The organism is Pseudomonadota bacterium (assembly GCA_013285465.1).
Lineage (GTDB): Bacteria > Pseudomonadota > Alphaproteobacteria > Micavibrionales > CSBR16-224 > CSBR16-224.
This window is the reverse complement of sequence record CP053449.1, coordinates 1,076,991-1,096,635: the sequence shown is the minus strand read 5'-3', so window position 1 is coordinate 1,096,635 and position 19,645 is coordinate 1,076,991. Positions and strand designations below refer to the sequence as shown.

Genomic DNA, 19,645 nt, shown 5'->3' with positions numbered 1-19,645 from the left:
CGGCGGCACTATTCATCGGCAGCTTGTTTCTGACGAGTCAGCCAGATGGCGGCAATAAACAGCCCCTTTGACCGCGGCAGGATAAGCAGAACGGATAACAGCGCCGTGACCATTATAATCGTCATTTCCAGCGCCTCCGGAAGAAATTCATGCTTGGCAAAATACAGGATAACCGGCGCAATGATATGGCCGGTAATCAAAATCGTCAGCCAGGGCGGCGCATCATCGGCACGGATTTCAGACAAATCTTCATGGCAGACGGCGCATGCCGCATTGGGCGTTATATAGGTTTTGAAAATCTTGCCCTTGCCGCAATGCGGACACAGCCCGCAAACACCCCGCCAAAGGATGTGCAGGTTTTTATGTGATTGTTCTTTTTCAGCCGTATCCATCAGGCGCTCTTCTTTCATTACACAACATTTATATAGCATATATATTTTCTTTTACCCGGAATAAAAAAAAAGCCCCTGATAAACAGGGGCTTTTCTGTATTCAGTCGTTCTGCGCGGGAGCCGTATCAACCCCCGCACAAAATTATTTTAGGTCAAAGCGGTCCAGCGTCATCACTTTGGTCCATGCCGCGACGAAATCCTGCACAAATTTCTCTTGTGCATCATTCGTGGCATAGGCTTCCGCAATCGCGCGCAGTTCGGAATTCGAACCGAAGACCAGATCAACAGGTGTTGCCATCCATTTAATCTTGCCTGTTTTGCGGTCGAGACCTTCATATACGCCCATAGCTTTGGATGATTTCGTCCATTTCGTGGACATGTCCAGCAGGTTCACGAAGAAATCATTGCTCAAAGTGCCGGGCTTGTCGGTCAGAACGCCGTATCCGCTTTGTCCGGCATTGGCGTTCAGACTGCGCAATCCGCCGACCAGAACGGTCATTTCAGGAACGCTTAAGCTCAGCATATCCGCACGGTCAACCAGCATATCCGCCGGAGAGCGGCTGTTGCCGGAAGCGTAATAGTTACGGAATCCGTCGGCAGTCGGCTCCAACACGGCGAAGGATGCCGCATCCGTCTGTTCCGGTGTGGCATCCGTGCGGCCCGGTGTAAACGGAACCGTCACGGAATGACCGGCTTTTTTCGCAGCCTGTTCAATGGCGGCACCGCCACCCAGAACAATCACATCAGCGAGCGAGACTTTTTTACCGGTCTTTTGCGCCTTGTTGAAGTCATTCTGAACTTTCTCCAGAACCGGCAGAACTTTTGCCAGCTCTTTCGGGTTGTTGACGGCCCAGCCTTTTTGCGGTGCCAGACGGATACGTGCGCCGTTTGCACCGCCGCGCATATCCGTGCTGCGGAATGTCGCTGCCGATGCCCATGCCGTTCTGATCAATTCAGGCCCTGTCAGACCGGAGGCCAAAACAGCCGCTTTCAGATTTGCGACATCCTTGGCATCAACCAGCTTATGGTCAACAGCCGGAACGGGATCCTGCCATACCAACACTTCTTTGGGAACCTCGGCACCCAGATAACGTGCACGCGGTCCCATATCGCGGTGGGTCAGCTTGAACCATGCCTTGGAGAATGCCAGTTCGAACGCATCCGGATCATCCAGAAAACGCTGCGAGATTTTACGGTAGGCAGGGTCCTCTTTCAAAGCCAGATCGGTTGTGAACATGATCGGTGCGTGTTTCTTGGACGGATCATGCGCATCCGGCACCATATTTGCGGCGGATTTATCACTCGGGATCCACTGCGTTGCACCGGCGGGGCTTTTTGTTTTCACCCAATCGAAAGCAAACAGGTTTTCAAGATACTGGCTGGTCCATGCGATCGGATTGGCAGACCATGCGCCTTCCAATCCGCTGGTCATCGTATCCCCGGCATTGCCTTTGCCGCATTTGTTTGTCCAGCCAAAGCCTTGTTCTTCCATACCGGCGGCGGCAGGTTCGGGGCCAAGGCAGTCGGCTTTCACCGCACCATGCGCCTTACCGAATGTGTGTCCGCCGGCAATCAGCGCCACGGTTTCCTCATCATTCATCGCCATGCGACCGAATGTGTCGCGAATATCTTTCGCGGCAGCCAGCGGATCAGGGTTACCACCCGGGCCTTCGGGATTCACATAGATCAGACCCATTTGCACGGCGGCCAGCGGGTTTTCCAGCTTTCTGTCGCCGCTATAGCGTTTTTCATCGCCAAGCCATTTATCTTCGGCACCCCAATAGACCAGATCAGGCTCCCAGTCATCTTCACGACCACCGGCAAAACCGAATGTTTTAAAGCCCATGGATTCCAGCGCGACATTTCCGGTCAGAACCATCAGATCGGCCCATGAAATTTTGCGTCCGTATTTCTGTTTGATCGGCCAAAGCAGACGGCGCGCCTTATCCAGATTGGCGTTATCGGGCCAGCTGTTCAGCGGCTCGAAACGCTGTTGACCGCCGCCGGCACCGCCGCGACCATCAGCCAGACGGTATGTTCCGGCACTGTGCCAGGCCATACGAATAAAAAACGGGCCGTAATGTCCGTAATCCGACGGCCACCAATCTTGCGATGTCGTCATCAGTTCCGCAATGTCTTTTTTGACGGCTGCCAGATCGAGGGTTTTAAACTCTTCGGCATAGTTGAATTCCCCCCCCATCGGGTTTGATTCGGCAGCATGCTGGCGCAGCGGCTGCAAGTTCAGCTGTTCAGGCCACCAAAACTGGTTTGTTTTCATGTCACCCTTTGCAAAGGCAGAGCCGACCGGGTTCATCAGAGATACTGATGTCGCCAGCACGGCACACACAAAGACGGGTATCGCGCGTTTGAGCATTGGAAAAATCCTTTCTTTCATGTAAGGCAGATTTGTTATTGTTCTTTGTAGCAAAAGCATAGAAGTCCGCACACGATAGATAAAATATATTCTATTTATAGAAACGATAGTTTTTATCTATTAGAAAGCTTCATGCCCTGCCGTAGAATCTAAAGATCAAAATCTATAAGTCCAGCACTTAATGACAGGAAGACCGCCGCATAAAAAAATAGGGGCGCACCTTGCGGGAACGCCCCTTTTCTATCCTGTCAGGCAGCCTAATCAATAGCGGAATGCCGGACCTTCCACCTTTTTAATCGCACTGCCGCATGCGGCAGTCATGCTTTTCCCGGAAATTTCATCTGATTTGCATTTGCGGTATTGCTGCAACAAATACTTTCTTTGCAGATCTTTGCCCTCTTTCGCATAGCGCAGGCGGCGTTCATGGTCGGCATTTTGCAACTGATGCGCTTCCGCATTCCATTCCAGCACGGTCTGGTTTCTATCCGCTTGCGGCTGGTTATGCACACATGCCGACAACGCAACTGTTGCAAGACCGGACATAAAAATCACACGCGCCGCTTTATAGGCGCGGCTGTTGAAGGGTTGTTTCAGTAATTTTGTCATCGTCTACACACCTCTGTCATCGTTTCGCGTTGTTTCTCTCAGAGTATTTTATTATTTTATGTAAAATTATACAAGCCGCAATCATGCATATTAATACCGCATAAATGCATGAGATTACTCCTGCCCGTTGAAAACAAATTCCCCGTCCTGCTTGCAGTCATGCTACAAAGACAAGAGCGCCCGCCGCCAACAACATCAGAACGGAGAAAGAAATGGCCGGAAAAACTTACGTCGTACGTGTTGTCTACAAAGACGAGAATGTTGAACTGCACGAATTCAAGAACAAGAAAAAGGCGCTTTTCGCCCGCGATAATTTTCGCGCAATGGAAACGGTACAAACCGCAAAAATGCGGCTTGATGACAGAAGTTAAAGCGGCCAAAAATAGACAGGGCCGCACATTGCGAAAGCGAAATTAACTATGATAGAATAAAAGATATAGAGTATTTTTTTCTTTTAACAGCGCGCGCGCTTTTCAGGCACAAGGTCGATGATCCGCAGAACATTAGGCGATAAAAAAAGATTCATTCTTGCAACAGCTCTCTGTGCAATGGCCTTCCCTGTGACGGTTCACGCGCTGAATACAAGCAATGATGCCCGCGTTGAATTCCGTCAGGTCCTGACTCTCGGAAATGAAGTCGATATGGATTTCGGCACGATTTTTGTTGCCGGCACTCCCGGCGCCGGCGACACCGTCAATATGGGTACAAATGGTTTAATTTCCTATACCGGCGGCTTCAGCGGCAGCGGCACAGGCACAGCCGGAAAAGTGGATATTACAGCGGGCACAAACAGCCAGACCGTCAATGTTTTTTGCGATGCAAGCGCCACAATGACAAATGGTGCAGGTGCCTCTATTAATGTGACAAGTATTGAAACCGTCGCAGAGGGCAGCGAAACCTCCTTTGGCTCCGGCAATGCCTGCAACGGCATGGGAAGTGTCGCTGCCAGTATCGTTTTAAATATCGGCACACTTGATACATTCGTGTTTGGCGGACGCATTGACGGTGCAACAGCCACATCATTTACCGGCGGAAATTTCAGCACAGCCAATGCCGGTGGCGATGATATCCGGGTTGATATCATCTATCAATAACAAGCGCCTGCATGACTGGGTATATTCATATGAAGCCTTTATATAATTTTATCGTGATTGCCGTTCTCGCATGCACCGCCTTTATGGCGGCATCCCGCCATGCCTACGGACAAATTGACACTAGCATCCTGTTTATTGCCCCGGAACGTGTCGAGTTTCCCCCGGCAGAGGATGAACGCCCTGTCACCCGGCTTATTAACTTGACGAATAAATCCAACAAAACCGCCCGCTTTGATGTAAAAATCGAAAACTATATGATGACGGAAAACGGCGATGTCAAACGCGTTGATAACTTTAACTATTCGGCAGAACCTTTTCTGCGTTACACCCCCAAACGCTTTACGTTAAAACCGAATGAGCGTCTGGCTGTCCGCGTGATGGCGCAAATCCCGAAAGATCTGCCGCATGGTGATTATCACACACATCTGTTGTTCCGTGAAATTCCCTCCCCCCAAAAAGAGCAGGAAGCCCTGCCGGAAAATCAGGGAAATGCCGTGCATTTTGACATCAACACGATTTACGGCATCGGTGTGCCGATTGTCGTACAGAACGGTACTTTATCCTCCCGCCTCGTTTTAAAGACGGCGGATATTGCCAAAACAGCCGCAGGAACATGGCTGTCCACGAAATTGCAAAGAACCGGCAATGCCGAAGCCGCCGGAAAATTATCCGTATCCCATGTGATACCGGGGCAAGAGCCGGTGACGATTATTGCGGAACAATTGGTGCGTCTGTACCATGAGGTCGATATGGTCGAGAGGAAAATCGCGCTCCCCCTTATAAAAGGCCACCAACTCTCCGGCGGGGAGCTTGTCGTGCGTTTGCAGACGGATGCCGAAACCGATACGCAGGAAATCAGGCTTCCCCTGAAATAACCGCTTATTCTTTAAAGAACCAGCACACTAAAAGAAATGGCATTACCGCCCCCGTTGCCGGTCGAATAGGTACCGCTTGCGGGGACAGGCGATGAAATATTCAGCGATCCCCCCATATAAAGTATTTCATCCGTCAAAGTGAAGGGCTGTATCGGCGTGCCAATTCCCTGACAAAGCGTACCGTTGCCAAAAGATGTCCTGTTACCGGAACCGATCACAAATTCGATACTGTCCATTGAGACGCTGTTGCCGCCGGATGTCAGGGTTGCCGTGGTATCACAGCCAAGCGAGATATTTCCGCCGCCGGCCACCCGTATACGGAATTGCCCGGATGTTCCGATTGAGGGGCCCGAGAACATGCCGTTATAGGTGATATTGCCATCGGTTCCCATATCGATGCTGCCCGTGGCCGTCGCCGCATATTCCACCGTGCCGAAATCCATATCCACATTACCGGTCAACCGCAGCTCGGGGATGGCGAATGCCACTGAAAAACCAAGCACAATATAAATTGCAGCCGTCAGTCTCAGCACAGAATAGGATTGCAAAACGCGATTCATGATGTTCTTATAACCATCTTCATTACCATTAAGCTTACCCGTTACTCTACGAGATTGACGCTATGCCTGTAAATAAAATTATCTTTGATTACATCAGAACGTTACAGCATAAAGCCTCGCAACACCCTGTTTTTTCTTCATTTATTCTCGGACTTCTGACATTTCTTAGCTTTGCGCCTTTCTTTTTTCTGCCCGTGTTAATATTTGTTTATATCTTATTTTTCTATCTGATTAAAAACACAGAAAAATCAGACACGCATTTCTTGATGGGAAGCATGTTTTTTCTCGGCGTGATTTTAACCGGTTTTTTCTGGGGCATACGTTTATCGGCGCTGTATTTTGAAAGCACATGGCCTGATGAATTGGTCAAAGGTTACGGCGTTGCCGCCATTGCCCCTGTTTTGTTTTTTGCGCCCAGCATCCTGTTATACGGCGTCAGCGCTGTCGGCATTAAAAAACTCTCTCAAAAACTGCCGTCTCTTCTTTTCCCTTGGGGGGCGGCGGTCATTCTTACCGGTGCGGAAATGCTCATCGGCCTGCCTTACCGTCACGGCTTTCCGTGGTATGCCAGCGGCTACAGTCTGGCCAATAATATCTATTTTATCCAGCTTGCCGCCATCGGCGGACTTCCCCTTTTAAGCTTTCTTGTCATCGGCGTCTCCCTCTCCGCAGCTGCCTATACCGGAAAACAACATATGCTTACCCTCTGTCTGATTATCCTGTGCCTTTCTTTCGGCACTTACAGGCTCTCGCGCATACCGCCTGAGAAACAAGAGCCGGTCAAACTCCGTCTTGTGCAAGCCGCCATTCCTGTGGAACAGAACAGAAGCGAAGCGGGAAAGCTGGAGACTTTTCTTCTGTATGAAACATTCTCCAGAGGTGAGGATGATGCGCAAGACAGGCTCACAATCTGGCCCGAAATGTCCGTGCCGTTCTTTCTTGACGAAAGCCCCGCACAATTATCGCATCTGCAGGCATTGGCCTTACCGGAAATTCTGGCCGGAAGCTTGCGGCGCGACATCCGCCGCAATGCGGATACGGGCGAAAGCCGGGATCATATTTACAATATGGCCGCACTAGTCAATCAGGCGGGGGATGTCCAATACGCCGCCAAAAACATTCTTGTACCTTACGGCGAGTATTTTCCTTTTGAAAAATATTCGCCGTCATTTTACGAACGGTATTTACCCGGCCGCGTCAATTTCACACCCGGCGGTAAAATAACCGTTCTGGACAGCCGGATCGCCGGAAAAATCGGCGTCTTAAACTGCTATGAAGTCTTGTTCCCCGCCTATGCCGCAAATCTTGCCGCGCAGGCGGATATGCTGCTCAATATCAGCAATGACGCCTGGATTTCCGGCACATGGGCGGAACAGCAGATTTTATATATTTCCCGCATACGTGCCGTTGAAACAGGGCGCCCCGTTGTGCGCGCCGCCAATAAAGGCATGAATGCCGTCATTGACGGATATGGCCGTTTCCTGTTTCAACAAAATGCGGATATGCCCGGGCCGCAAGACGTTTCAGTACCGCAGCGCCCCGTGCAAAGTACAATCTGGCTGCGTTTAAACAACGCCGCGCAACATATTTTGCATTAACATGGACACAGACAGCACAAAAAAATATTTCTCCGGCATCACGCAAGACCCGCGTCTGCGCGTGCTTGCTATCTTATTGGCATTTCTGCTGATTGGTATTTTCTTTCTGGGCTTTGACAAATCGCCGCAGCAGATTGCCTTTATGATCGGTTTTTCATGCCTGCTTGATATGTGTTTTCATTACATGACCAAAGAGACAAGCCGTCTCCTGCTGCCGATCAGCGCGGCGATCACGGGAACGGGCCTGTCAATTTTAACGCATTTTCCGCACACAATATGGCTGGGGGCTGTTCCGGTCTTTTTGGCGATTTCCTCAAAATATGTGCTGACATATCAATCGAAACATATTTTTAATCCCGGACTGTTCGGTCTGACGCTCTGTCTGCTCTTTAGTGACGGCATGATCGCCGCCGCCCCTGTTTCACAATGGGGCGGGCTGGTGGCCTTCTGCATTCTGATCCTGTTCATGGCAGCCAGCTTTTTTCTTTTCAATATCAAACGCCAAATTCTTACCGCTGTCTTTCTGGCGGGATATTTCCTGCAGGTTCTGCTGCGCGGTTTTACGATTGATGCCGATATTCCCTTAACAATGCTGTTGATGGGAGTGCTGCAATCACCGGCCTTTTACCTGTTTACATTCTTTATGCTGACTGACCCCAGAACCTCGCCCGATACGGCAAAGGGGCAGGTCTTTATGGCGCTGTGGGTTATCGCTGCCGATTTTATTTTTCATTCCCTGCATTTTACCTTCACGTTATTCTACGCCGGGTTCAGCTATTTCACGGCGCGTTTCCTATCGCTGCATTTTTTGCGGTCTGTTGAGGCATCGCCGCCTGTCTATCAACGGATATTTTACAAATGGCGCGAGATCACGCTCTGTCTCGCTTTGCTATGGCTGGGCGTCCGCGGTTTTGACTATATACGCCCCGTCGCACTGCCGCCGCATCCGGGATTTACGCTGACCGCGTTGCCCTCACAACATACCGGTATCAGCGGTGAGGCATCGCCCTTACTGCAACAGACGGACCCGCGTATCGCGCATTTGGCAAAATGGTTTTATGCCATGGGTGATGCCGCCGCCGTTGCGGATGTCAATCATGATGGCCTGCCCGATCTTTTTCTGACACAGCCGCTGAAAGCGCCGCAGGACCGCGCCAATCTTTATCTGAATCAAGGTGATTTCCAGTTTAAGAAATTCCCCCTTCCCGCGCTGGATGATCTTCGTCAATCTCCGGACAAATACGGATCGCCCACGCAAGGGTTGTGGGTGGATTACGATAATGACGGTGATCAGGATCTGTTCCTGACCGTCTTCTGGGGACATCCCTATCTGCTGAAAAACAATCTGCAGGAAACCGGAGAGTTATCCTTTGAAGATGTCTCCGCCGCCGCAGGGTTCACGGCATATATCAACAGCGCGGCGGCCAATGTCGCCGATTTGAACCGCGACGGTCTGCCGGATATAATCCTTGCCGGATCATTGCCGCTTTACGTATCAGACGGCGATTACAGCCCGCCGGAATATTTCAACATCTTTCAACTGCCGAAGGCCGCTTATGAAGGTGACCGCCGCCCCTTCAATGTCATGCGCCGCAACCCGTATGATGCCAGAAACGCCGGCAGTAATATGATCTATCTTGCCGCACCGGACGGCAAATTCCGCCTGCTGGATAACAAGGAATGGGGCTTTCAGGATGAGAAAAGATGGACATTGGATATCGCCGTAGGAGATGTGAATAATGACGGCTGGGACGATATTTATTTTGCCAATACCGCCGGACCCGATCGGCTGTATCTCAACAAAGAAGGCCGCGGCTTTACGCAGATACAAAGCTATTTCAAAGACGGGATCGGGCAGGATACCTATCGCGGCATGAACGCCTCTTTTTTGGATGCCGACAAAAACGGCTTTCTTGATATCTATGTCTCCAACATGCATAAAGCGGAGCTGCCGGAAGGCTCCCTGCTCTGGATGAATGACGGCCGCATCACAACAAACAAATCGCAAGCTTTCAAAAACAAAGCCTTTGCCAAAAATATTATCAATCCGGACAGATTTTCCTGGGGGGCGGCAACTGTCGATATTGATCTTGACGGAGATATGGACATTCTGCAAACCGCCGGCTGGCTTGATAGCGATTACGACAGCCCTTCAGAGCCTACTGCACAGGCGGCCTGCGGAAATTACGTGTATAAGCTGTTTCAAATCGAAGCCTCCCCGCCCGCGACACATGGCTATATTGATAACTGGCCGGATATGCGCGGGGAATGTCTTTATCCGCGCGACCCCAAACGTGTTTTTCTGAACAGCGGTCGCGGCTTTATTGATGTTGCCGATGCGGTCGGCTGGGGCAAAGCGGAAAACAGCCGTGCCATTGCCGCGGCGGATTTCGACAATGATGGTGATAAGGATATTGTGGTGACACATATGACCGCGCCCCCTTCCCTTTACAGGAATGATCTTGCAGCACCGCCGCATTGGGTCGGGCTGCTGCTGAAAGGAAACGGCACATCCTGCGCAACAAATGCCTTCGGCACGCGCGCAGTGCTGCAGCAAGCTGATAATAAGCAGGAAAAACGCCTCTATGCGTCAAACGGGCTATCGTCCCAACATGACCCGCGCATCACTTTCGCCCTGACAGATCAGGCGGAAACAGCGACACTCGATATATTCTGGTGCGGCAATAAAAAACCGGAACGCGTAACCGTAAAAGCGGGTGCGTATCATCTCATCACTCAGCAAGCGGGCAATAACGCGCCGTAACAATTGCGTTATCAGTGGCTGTGCTCTTCGCCATCCGTCTCTTCATGGCCGCCGGACCATTCGTCACTCCAGCGTTTGCCGGGCTTACCCTTTGACACCCCTCCCGCATAAAACCAAAAGGCAACGCTAACACACGCGTCAGGTCACAATACTTATGCTTTATTATTAATTACATGATAATAACAGCACTATAAATATAATCCCCTAATCAAATAGGGCACAAAAGGGGCAGGTCACGCGCGGTTTATTTGTTCACCAAAAACGCAAAAAGTCGGCCGGTATTTCCATACCACACAATCCGGCTTAATCTGACGCATCATCAGATGGTAGGGCAAACTCACCCTCTTCAGTGAAAACAAAATTAAAGCAGGGCCCTTCACTAAAAGTGATACTGTGCCCTGCCTCTCTGTGCACGAGTGCACTCCCTCTCCATTCCATATCTTCTGGAGAAATCCCTTTCCCGAAAACAATAAAGTCCGGCCATTCATAAGGATAACGGTAATCAATTTCTTTTAGATCACGCCTATCCGGAGCAAGCGTGATTTCCTCACGTGTTAGTGTCACAACTCTAGGGCTAGCCAGCTTCTCACGAATTAAAGTAAACTCCACCTTCTCTCCTGGTGGGCCAACAATCATGCTACGCACCTCTTGCGCTGATTTTCCTATTGTCGCCAACCCATTCACCGCCACAATTTCATCCCCCGCCATAAGCCCGGCATGCGCGGCAGGCTTATCTTTTATAACTTGCAGAACAACAGGGTATTGCTGACCTTTCTCACCCGCGCGAAACACCATACCAGTTCCTCCAAAGATTCTGATTGGCGGTGTTGCATAAAGTGGTGCATTTCTGAATGGAGATAGCAGACAGGCTTTCTTGATGGTCGTATCGCCAAACCCCTTGTCAAAAATGAGAATGTCTTGGCTAGACGGTAGCTCAAGCGTTGTGTTGCCGTTTGATATAAAAATCAAATTTGTTCCACCTTGACTTTTCAGACTGTTTTCCATCCCCGCGAACAAAAATATATTCGTGACACCTCTTGAGCAGTCAAGCCGGGAAAAATTATTTTCTTTGGGGGCAAAAAGGGTATTAGGTCGATCTTTGCTTTGAAAGACGGAACAACCAAAATTCCCATGCATCACAGGGTAAAATTTATTACCATTCAAGTCGAGCTTGTCCAGCGCAAATCCGTCCTGCGCAATATTGCGATAACGCTCAGCATCAATGAAGTGTGGAAACTCGGTTGGCAGCTTTCCTGCCTTCATAAGGCTGATAAGAGACTTCAGACTCTCTGAAAGCTCAGGCGCACTATATTCAGAGAAATGGGAAATATCGAATTTCTCGTAAAATTCGATATTTACCGCATCATTAGGTGCATAATTTTTTATTTTCTGAGAAGTCTGCCCGTTTATCTCTGAGGCAGAGTGAGAAACCTGCCAAATCTTTTTCCTTGTTCCGTTGTCTCGAACACGCATAGAAGAAACTGCATAACGCAAAAAACTCTCCGGATCCGGCGCAGGCCAAACAACGGCTATCATTCCGTCATTATTGGCACTGCCTGCTTGACTGATATATTGTAAATCAAGCCTGTTCGGCGGCACATGAAACTGGAACCCTCCCCACACAGTGATACCATATTCCGGCGCAAGCCCTCCACCACCGCCACCGGCCCGATTGCTGCCCGGACGCATATGAGCGCCTCCGCTTCCTCCGCCGTAACCCGCACCGCCGCCGGATCCGGCAAAGAAGGGACATTTATCTCCACCGGATGCGCCGCTACCACCACTCTTCTCTCCGCCATTTTCCGGAGGCAGGCAGTTTTCAGGAAGCGTTTCATCTATTGCAGCCTGCCCTCCGCGACCAAACCCGCCGGAACGGTTAGGAGAATTTTTGGGTATTTGATCATCCAATTCTCTGGCAAGATGTGTATTCAATTCTGCCGGTACGCGTCCGCCACCGGGATAACCATAGAGCTCAGCGCCACCGCCGCCGCCGCCTGCAATCAAAGCAACAGTGTCATTGACCAATACTTCACTTCTACCGCCACCGCCTGCCATGAGGGCCTGCGTGCCACCGGGACGTCCATCTCCACCTGCACCGCCACCATTAAATCCCCCGGGAGCCTCAAGTTTTCTCGGCTTTGCAGCACCTCCCGCTCCGCCGACAATCACGTCTACAGCGGCATTCTCAGGAATATCAACGATTCCCATCGTAAAGCCGCCAGTACCACCCTTGCGGCCTCCGCCACCCGCTCCCCATGCTTTGACAAGAATACGGCGACAGCCCTTAGGAATATCGAGCGTATAACGCCCCGCCTCGGCAAAAACCAAATCACCCTGTGGGCAGTCTTTTGTGCCGGATGGCCAAGGCGGTGATGGAATAAAATCCGGTGTATGCCTTCTTTTTGCGGCCCATTTTTTCTCAAGAGACCTTATCTTAGCTTGCAACGCCTTCAAATCACCACTTAATTTTTCCTGCGTCTGCGTGCCCTTTCCTTCATCCATCGCAACCGGAGCGTCCAACCCTGACGGCTCTTCTTGCTTACATGTTTCCGTAAAAGATATCTTCAAGCCCTTTTGCAGATAGGCCTTTAACGGATTTCCACTGGCAGGACTTGTTGTATACTCAATAAGCGGTCGCTCTTTTGTGACATAATACCAAAAGCTCGTGACAGATTTTGAGTGTTCGAAATACCTCCCCTGGCGTTTTGCTGTTTCCCACGCCAAACAGCCATCAAGACGTACCACATCCAGATTTTCATCGCCGGCAACAGAGACATCATGCCTCTTCAAACCGTTTCGAAAAGCGCCCTGATGAAGCTCGATTAAATTAAACTGATTATTATTCAGGGTCGCTTTGCGAAGCCGGTGATTTGCGCTTCCATCCAATACAAGCCTTCCCTGCGCGGGAAAATATTGCTCTTTTTGATCGGTTGTATACAGTTCTTCACTGGTATCGTGCTTTATAGAATATTTATTTTCCTCCCGATCGGTAAGGTCATTTGTGCTGTATGCCTTATAGACGATATTTTGCATTTGCGGAGAAACCCCGACAGGCCAGAGTGTCGTGTCATCGAAAATTGCCTGATCAAGATTGATCTCTTTCATCTTCTCCGGATCAGCACCAAAATCGACACCGCGTATATCTGCCCCTTGAAAATTTGCATGAGAAATATCTGCTTGGCTAAAATCGGCATGTCTTAAATTTGCTTGCGCAAAATTTACCTTGCGTAAATTACCAGACACCCAAGCTTCTACAAAATTTGCTTTTTCAAAATTTGCTTTTTCAGCATTAATATTTTTCAGTCGCGCCTTGGTAAACAACGCTTCCGAAAAATTTGCTCCCACCATTGCGACGGTATCCATCTCTGCATTGCTTAAATCGATCATGCGCAGTGTGGTGCCATCTAGATTTTCATCGGTTAAAGTAATATTTTTTGCTGCTATTTTTTCAAAAGATAAGAACTGATTTGGATAGGTACGATATGTCGCAATGGCGAGCTGAAAAGCATTCACTGGGGCTAAATCCTTCGTCAAGCAAAGCGGCCTTAATGCCTCCCGATAACGACCAAGCTTATACAAGCTCGTTCCGTATTCTGATACTTCCTGTCTTTCTGATAAATACAGTCCTTTTTCCGGCAAGTCCGGGAACTCTTTGAGAAAATACGGCATATCCGCTGTTACACTATATATACCGTCACACTTTTCCGTGTTTTGATATGGCTGTAGCTTTTCCGCTCTCCGCTCTTTCCCAACAGTAAACTGCAAAATTTCTTGAACAGCGCGCAGGTCACTCTCATATCTGTTCACAAGCAGCTTTTCCTGATAAAGAAGCAGCCCTTCCCGGGCACGCGTTTTCTGCACGTACTCCCTTAAGCGCTCCACAGTTTTTGTGGTCGCTTCGTTATTCGCAAGAAGCGGGCGCACAGGTGTACAGAGGTTTATGACCTGCTCCGATATATCCTTATTGTGCAGGAAAAACACATAAGAGCGATTCTTTACAAAATGCCGCCTATCAGAATGATCATGGCGGCCATAATAATAGAATGTCTCAGGAATAGCAGATTTACCCTTATATCTCTCTACGATCTTGAGCGTCATTATAAAATCAGGCCCATCGAACAACACCGGAATATATGATTGCAACGGGCGTGATTTGACTTCCTGCACTTCCGCCTGAAAAATCTGGTCATAGGATGACAGCATATGGTTTAAGCTAGGGGTAGGACACTGAGAAGGGTCAGCTTTTGCCGTACCACCACAAAATAAAATGATAACAATCGTACAAAAAAAGACCGCGCTTTTTTTCAACATGAATATTCCGCCCATTATGAGAATAAGCCTATTCCGGCTAAATTAGCATTAAAGGGTAAATTTTCTGTGAAGTCTCGTTTCCATTAGTAGTCCCTATTGTATTGCCGAAAAGGTTTTGTTTACCTTTTTCCACGTATAATTTGCAACAATAGGCTCAGCCATCATTCAATGTACGGGACATATATCTCATGACCAAAAATATTCCTATCAAAACACTGTTCGCAACCCTACTTTTTTCAGCTTTTTTATCCTCCCTGTCCGCATCAGCAACAGAAACCGTTGCAGAAGAGCACCTCAGCGCAGAGAAAGAAAAAATTACGGCAACAATCCGCCAGATTAAAAGCTACACCGCCGCGCTCACGACTTTCCGGGACACCTTCAACGCCATACCAGGCGACATGTCTCGAGCACAAGTGCGCCTGCCGCACTGCAATGCAGTGCTTTGCCCCGCCCTTCCTGGAAACGGCAACGGGCGCATTGGCGACTCTACTGCGAGGAAAATAGAGCTGTTTAAGGATGAACGTCATCTATTCTGGGTACAACTCGCCAATTCTTCACTTATTGGAGGCGTAGATAATACACTGAGTGCCGAACGTGCATGGGGCTCTGCATTTCCCTCATCTCCGCTTGGTGGAGGTTTTCAGATCTATGACGGTGATGACAGCCAATTCCCTGCAGCTTCTGAATATGCTCCGAAAGCAAACGGCGTTTACGCTATCTTATCAAACAGCTTAAATGGTGACCTGAGCGAACCGGATGCACATTTTCTGACACCTATCCAGGCAGCACAACTTGATCGGCGCATTGATGACGGACAACCTCTAACCGGTTCAATCATTGCTGTAGGAGACCCTGTTTGTTTCACACACCGTAATGGAGTATTCCAATATGATGAAGAAGGTGCCGGCGATAAAAAGTGCCTGTCTTTGTACATTCGATTACAAGGGTAAAACATCAACAGCAGATTAAAAATACCTACATCTCTATAGGGCATTTTATTTACCTTGCGGAGTATAAATGGCGCTTGTTATCGGCTTCAAATTAGTTGTATCTATAAACATATGAATAACATCGTAAGCGGCTTCATAAAACCTTCCTGCAGCATTCTCGTTAACCTCACGCAGAAAGTCTTTGTTACTTTGGCTTTCATGAAGTCGGTGTAAGACCTCCCTGTCACTAGGGTCAATATTTTCAGCAGACACCATTACTGGCTTGGCATGAACCACTGATTTACGCCACTCATGCAGTTCAAGTATCGATTGAAAAGGCTCTTTTCCTTTATCAACCTCAATACCGACATGCTTATAGACTTTTTTTAGCCTGCTCCAAAACCCACTTTCTTTATTAAAGCCGTCTCTGTCAAAATCCGGAAAGGACTCATAACCTGTCAGCATTTCGGCAGCTGAGTTTATAAAGCTCTCAACCGCACAGTACGATAATAACATCCCTCCAGTTAACAGTCCAAATCGCAAACCATTTGTATTCACGAGTCCATTCCCCTTTGACCGCTCATCAAGAACATCACCGAGATTAAGGCTTCCTTGAGCTGACACTTTTCCGACCACGGTTAACTGCTGCGCCATTTCAAGCGTCATATCCCAATTGTGTATTGAGGACTGATACTCCCATGATTTGTTCTTAGTTGCCATCAAGTGCCCCGCTAGTGGCCCATTAACAAAAAAAGAGCTTCAGCGAAAACGCTAAGCCCTTGAAAGGATTGGTTGCGGGGGCAGGATTTGAACCTGCGACCTTCAGGTTATGAGCCTGACTGTACTATGCCTATCATATTGTTTTAATTTATATATACGAGATGATATTTTTTATGTGCTAATTTATGTGCTAGATAGACGCCATGCAAACACAACAAAAACATGTAAGTTTATTTTAGCTTTAGCGTGGATTTACAGCAAGCCTCACTTTACAAAATGACATACCTGCACTCCACAGAAACATTGAACCATAAATAAAGCAGACCGCATAAAGAACTATGCTTTTGTAAACTTTCGATGCAAAGCAATGAGCGGCTCATAATCAAGACTATCCGCCGCCCGCACGGCCTTTAAGTAATCATCGCGTATAGGGCTTTCACCGGTTATGCTCGGCCATTCCGTCGGGTGCATTCCCTGCTGTTTCAGCCAGATATTTGCCAGCAAGCGTGACCAACGTCCGTTCCCATTTTTGAACGGATGAATCTGTACGGCTTTATGATGTAGCCGGGCAGCGGTTTCAATCGGGTCAAAATACTTTGGCCATTCTTGCAGATCATGCACAAGCGCCGCCAGATCCGGTACAATCTGGTGTTTATCAACACCGATCTGCGTATTCTGGGTGCGTGTTTGCCCAGCCCAATCCCAGACATCCCCGTACATTTCACGATGCAGGCGAAGCAGCCACTCAAACGTGAATGGTGCCTTTTTAACTGACGGTGTAGCAGCAAGATATTTCAATGTTGCCTTGCGAACATTCTCCTCCTCCATTTCGTCAACAAGATCCCGTGACGGCTGCGGATACCTCTTCGCATGCTTGAATCCATCCAAATCAGGATAAGGCGTTTCGCCTTCGCGCAATGTCCAACCTTCCACCATATCCGTCAGCCCCACAATGCCTGTTTCGAACCGCTTAGGAGCTCATTGATGGTTTTATGCAGCATATTTTGATATGCAGCAGGGCTAAGCCCCTGCCCCTCCAGCGCAGAGTTACCTCGCACGAGCCTCATGATTGTCTCGGCCTTCATCTTAGCTTGCTCACGGCGCATTGTTTCTGCATCAATAGCAATTCTTGCATTCAGATCAACGCCAAGCGCTTGCGCAATCGCCAGAACATGCGCAAAATGGGCAGACGGATGCTTGCCGGACAAAATTCTTTGCACGGTCGGCTCCGATACACCACTGCGTTCAGACAACACAGAAATATTCATCCCCAGATGATCTTTTTGCTGTTTTAAATGCTCTATAATGCCATGATACGCCCGTACGTTTTCCATGTCCCACCTCCTAAATCTTCTTTTATTATATCATATATGATATTTTTTATCAATTATTATACATCTTTTATGATGTATAATTTAATAATATCAATATTATTTATATTGAAACCGGTCATTATCCCGTCTCATTTTATATTTGAAATTACAGATATTCTCAGGACTTCTCAGATGACAATATCCCGATTTTATCAAAGAAAAGTTGGATAAGTTTTGCGGCGTTCTTCTTCATATGAAACGCCGCCGGGTTATCCAGATATTCAAATAAAATACCCTTCATATAGCAGCTGATAGACAATGTCAGCAATGTCGGATCCATATGCTGCGGCAGCTTTCCCTGTTTCTGCGCTTTTTCAAAATAGCGCTGAAAGGCTTTCATTTTCTCTGTTTTCTTTTCTTGGTGTTTTTCTTTGCACAGAGCAAGATCCCCGGCATAATCGCATTTAATCAAAAACAGAGTCAGTACCTGTCTTTTTTGGGGATCGGCATCCAGATCAAGCAACAGTTTGACGCATAACTCCTGCAATTGCAGCAGCGGCTCCGCATGATCTTTTTGCACATCCTCCAAAATCATTTCCATCAAAGGGCGATGAAGCCTTTCATGCAGGGCATCAAAGATTTCCGTCTTGTTTTTGAAATGCCAATAAATAGCGCCGCGCGTCACATTGGCAGCGGTTGCAATTTCTTCAAGCGTTGCCGCAGCCACGCCTTTGGAAACAAAAACCTGTGTGGCAGCGTTTAAAATCTCTTCTTTTGTATGCTCCGCATCTTCTTTTGTTCTGCGCATTTACACTCCTGTCAACTTGACAACATACAAACATGAATGTATATTATAAAGATAGCAATTTATTTCTGATTTGTCTAGTCATAAACAAAAAACGGCACACTGAAAACAGAAAGTTCTCCCATGAAAAAAACCGCCCTTGTCACTATTGTTCTCTCTCTTCTGCTGGCAGGCGGGGCTTGGCTTTACAAGTCAAAACATCCGGCTGATGACAGTGCAACCTCCCCAATGCTCATGCCGCCGCCGGGTGTCTCCGTTATGCATGTCGCAACAAAAAACATGCCTTTCACACATGAGCTGCCGGGACGCATTTCACCCTACCGCCAATCACAGGTGCGTCCGCAAGTGGATGGAATCATCACCGAACGCCTGTTTGAAGAAGGAGCAGATGTCGCAAAAGGACAGCAGCTCTATCAAATCGATGATGCGCGTTACAAAGCGGCCTTGAACAGCGCTGTTGCGGATTTGCAAAGTGCAAAGGCAAATGTAAAAACGATTGAAGCCCGCACGGCACGCTATAAGGAACTGGTAAAAATCAACGCCGTCAGCCAACAGGAATATGATGATGTGAAGGCGCAGCTGGATCAGGCCAATGCGGCCATTGCCGTTGCACAGGCTGCTGTGGACGTTGCACAGGTTAATCTGGACTATACCAAAGTTTACGCCCCGATTGCGGGGCGTATCAGCCGCTCTTTTGTAACGGAGGGAGCCCTGGTGACAGCCAATCAGGTACAGAATCTGGCAACCATCACCCAGCTCGACCCTGTTTATATTGATATGCAGCAATCAGGATCGGAGGCTATACATCTGCGTTCACGCATGATGGGAAAGGATGGAATTCCTGTAACTCTGACACTGGATGAGGCAACAGGAAAAACCTATCCGCTTACCGGAACATTGAAATTCTCTGAGGTCACGGTCGATGAAACAACGGGCGCCATTGCGCTGCGCGCAATGATTCCCAATCCTGACGGTGTGTTGCTGTCCGGCTTGTTTGTGCGTGCTAGCCTTGATCTGGGAGAGGATGACGTTTTGCTGGTGCCGCAGCGGGCGGCAACACGTGCGCCCGATGGCAGCCTGTCCGTATGGGTAATTGATGATAACAACCAGGCACAGCCCCGTTCGATCAAGGTGGAACAGGCCTACCGGGACAGCTGGATCGTGACCGGAGGGCTGTCGGCGAATGAAGCAATTGTTGTCGAAGGCTATCAAAAAATAGGCCCCGGCACAGTTGTCGTCCCGGAACCGTGGATCAAAAACGCCCATACAGAAAAAGACTCAGATAAGAAAGAGCAGGAATAAGC

16 protein-coding genes are annotated in these 19,645 nt (G+C 48.7%); 7 read left to right on the top strand and 9 right to left on the bottom strand.

Annotated elements, in window-relative coordinates; all coding sequences use genetic code 11:
• Positions 1–8 precede the first annotated feature (8 nt).
• From HND56_05305 to HND56_05295, 3 genes are all read right to left on the bottom strand, one after another.
• The gene (locus HND56_05305; GenBank protein QKK05140.1) at positions 9–410 is read right to left on the bottom strand and encodes a DUF983 domain-containing protein; all 402 of its coding nucleotides are present in this window, start codon (positions 408–410) and stop codon (positions 9–11) included.
• Between the two features lie 124 nt (positions 411–534).
• Entirely contained in the window at positions 535–2,766 is a 2,232-nt protein-coding gene (gene katG, locus HND56_05300) for a catalase/peroxidase HPI (GenBank protein ID QKK05139.1), read from the bottom strand.
• A 261-nt stretch (positions 2,767–3,027) separates the two neighbouring features.
• The gene (locus HND56_05295) at positions 3,028–3,372 is read right to left on the bottom strand and encodes a hypothetical protein (GenBank protein ID QKK05138.1); all 345 of its coding nucleotides are present in this window, start codon (positions 3,370–3,372) and stop codon (positions 3,028–3,030) included.
• A gap of 212 nt (positions 3,373–3,584) precedes the next feature.
• Here HND56_05295 and HND56_05290 point away from each other — a divergent pair, with 212 nt between their 5' ends.
• From HND56_05290 to HND56_05280, 3 genes are all read left to right on the top strand, one after another.
• Positions 3,585–3,743 carry a hypothetical protein gene (locus HND56_05290; GenBank protein QKK05137.1) on the top strand — a complete coding sequence of 53 codons (159 nt, stop codon included), beginning with the start codon at positions 3,585–3,587 and terminating at the stop codon, positions 3,741–3,743.
• Positions 3,744–3,860: 117 nt separating this feature from the next.
• The gene (locus tag HND56_05285; protein ID QKK05136.1) at positions 3,861–4,466 is read left to right on the top strand and encodes a DUF4402 domain-containing protein; all 606 of its coding nucleotides are present in this window, start codon (positions 3,861–3,863) and stop codon (positions 4,464–4,466) included.
• A gap of 29 nt (positions 4,467–4,495) precedes the next feature.
• Positions 4,496–5,341: a hypothetical protein gene (locus HND56_05280; GenBank protein QKK05135.1), complete on the top strand. Its 846-nt coding sequence runs from the start codon at positions 4,496–4,498 to the stop codon at positions 5,339–5,341.
• An 11-nt stretch (positions 5,342–5,352) separates the two neighbouring features.
• Here HND56_05280 and HND56_05275 read toward each other — a convergent pair whose 3' ends face one another.
• Positions 5,353–5,901 carry a hypothetical protein gene (locus tag HND56_05275; GenBank protein QKK05134.1) on the bottom strand — a complete coding sequence of 183 codons (549 nt, stop codon included), beginning with the start codon at positions 5,899–5,901 and terminating at the stop codon, positions 5,353–5,355.
• Between the two features lie 266 nt (positions 5,902–6,167).
• Here HND56_05275 and lnt point away from each other — a divergent pair, with 266 nt between their 5' ends.
• Both lnt and HND56_05265 read left to right on the top strand, forming a co-directional pair.
• Positions 6,168–7,499: an apolipoprotein N-acyltransferase gene (gene lnt, locus HND56_05270; GenBank protein QKK05133.1), complete on the top strand. Its 1,332-nt coding sequence runs from the start codon at positions 6,168–6,170 to the stop codon at positions 7,497–7,499.
• A 1-nt stretch (position 7,500) separates the two neighbouring features.
• On the top strand, positions 7,501–10,263 hold the full coding sequence (locus HND56_05265) for a hypothetical protein (GenBank protein QKK05132.1): 2,763 nt from the start codon (positions 7,501–7,503) through the stop codon (positions 10,261–10,263).
• A 303-nt stretch (positions 10,264–10,566) separates the two neighbouring features.
• Here HND56_05265 and HND56_05260 read toward each other — a convergent pair whose 3' ends face one another.
• The gene (locus tag HND56_05260) at positions 10,567–14,574 is read right to left on the bottom strand and encodes a PDZ domain-containing protein (GenBank protein QKK05131.1); all 4,008 of its coding nucleotides are present in this window, start codon (positions 14,572–14,574) and stop codon (positions 10,567–10,569) included.
• A gap of 188 nt (positions 14,575–14,762) precedes the next feature.
• Between HND56_05260 and HND56_05255 the strand changes: the two genes are divergently transcribed.
• Positions 14,763–15,524 (top strand): hypothetical protein, encoded by a 762-nt coding sequence (locus HND56_05255; protein QKK05130.1) that lies wholly within the window; start codon positions 14,763–14,765, stop codon positions 15,522–15,524.
• A gap of 45 nt (positions 15,525–15,569) precedes the next feature.
• Here the strand turns inward: HND56_05255 and HND56_05250 are convergent, their stop codons facing one another.
• The 4 genes from HND56_05250 to HND56_05235 all read right to left on the bottom strand — a co-directional run bounded on the left by HND56_05250 (position 15,570) and on the right by HND56_05235 (position 18,344).
• On the bottom strand, positions 15,570–16,223 hold the full coding sequence (locus HND56_05250) for a hypothetical protein (protein QKK05129.1): 654 nt from the start codon (positions 16,221–16,223) through the stop codon (positions 15,570–15,572).
• Positions 16,224–16,559: 336 nt separating this feature from the next.
• On the bottom strand, positions 16,560–17,159 hold the full coding sequence (locus tag HND56_05245) for a mobile mystery protein B (protein ID QKK05128.1): 600 nt from the start codon (positions 17,157–17,159) through the stop codon (positions 16,560–16,562).
• A 5-nt stretch (positions 17,160–17,164) separates the two neighbouring features.
• The gene (locus HND56_05240; GenBank protein ID QKK05127.1) at positions 17,165–17,557 is read right to left on the bottom strand and encodes a helix-turn-helix domain-containing protein; all 393 of its coding nucleotides are present in this window, start codon (positions 17,555–17,557) and stop codon (positions 17,165–17,167) included.
• A 157-nt stretch (positions 17,558–17,714) separates the two neighbouring features.
• A complete protein-coding gene (locus tag HND56_05235) occupies positions 17,715–18,344 on the bottom strand; it encodes a TetR family transcriptional regulator (protein ID QKK05126.1) in 630 nt (209 codons plus the stop codon).
• Between the two features lie 120 nt (positions 18,345–18,464).
• On the opposite strand from HND56_05235, the gene HND56_05230 reads away from it, so the two are divergent.
• Positions 18,465–19,643: an efflux RND transporter periplasmic adaptor subunit gene (locus tag HND56_05230; GenBank protein ID QKK05125.1), complete on the top strand. Its 1,179-nt coding sequence runs from the start codon at positions 18,465–18,467 to the stop codon at positions 19,641–19,643.
• Positions 19,644–19,645: the final 2 nt, after the last annotated feature.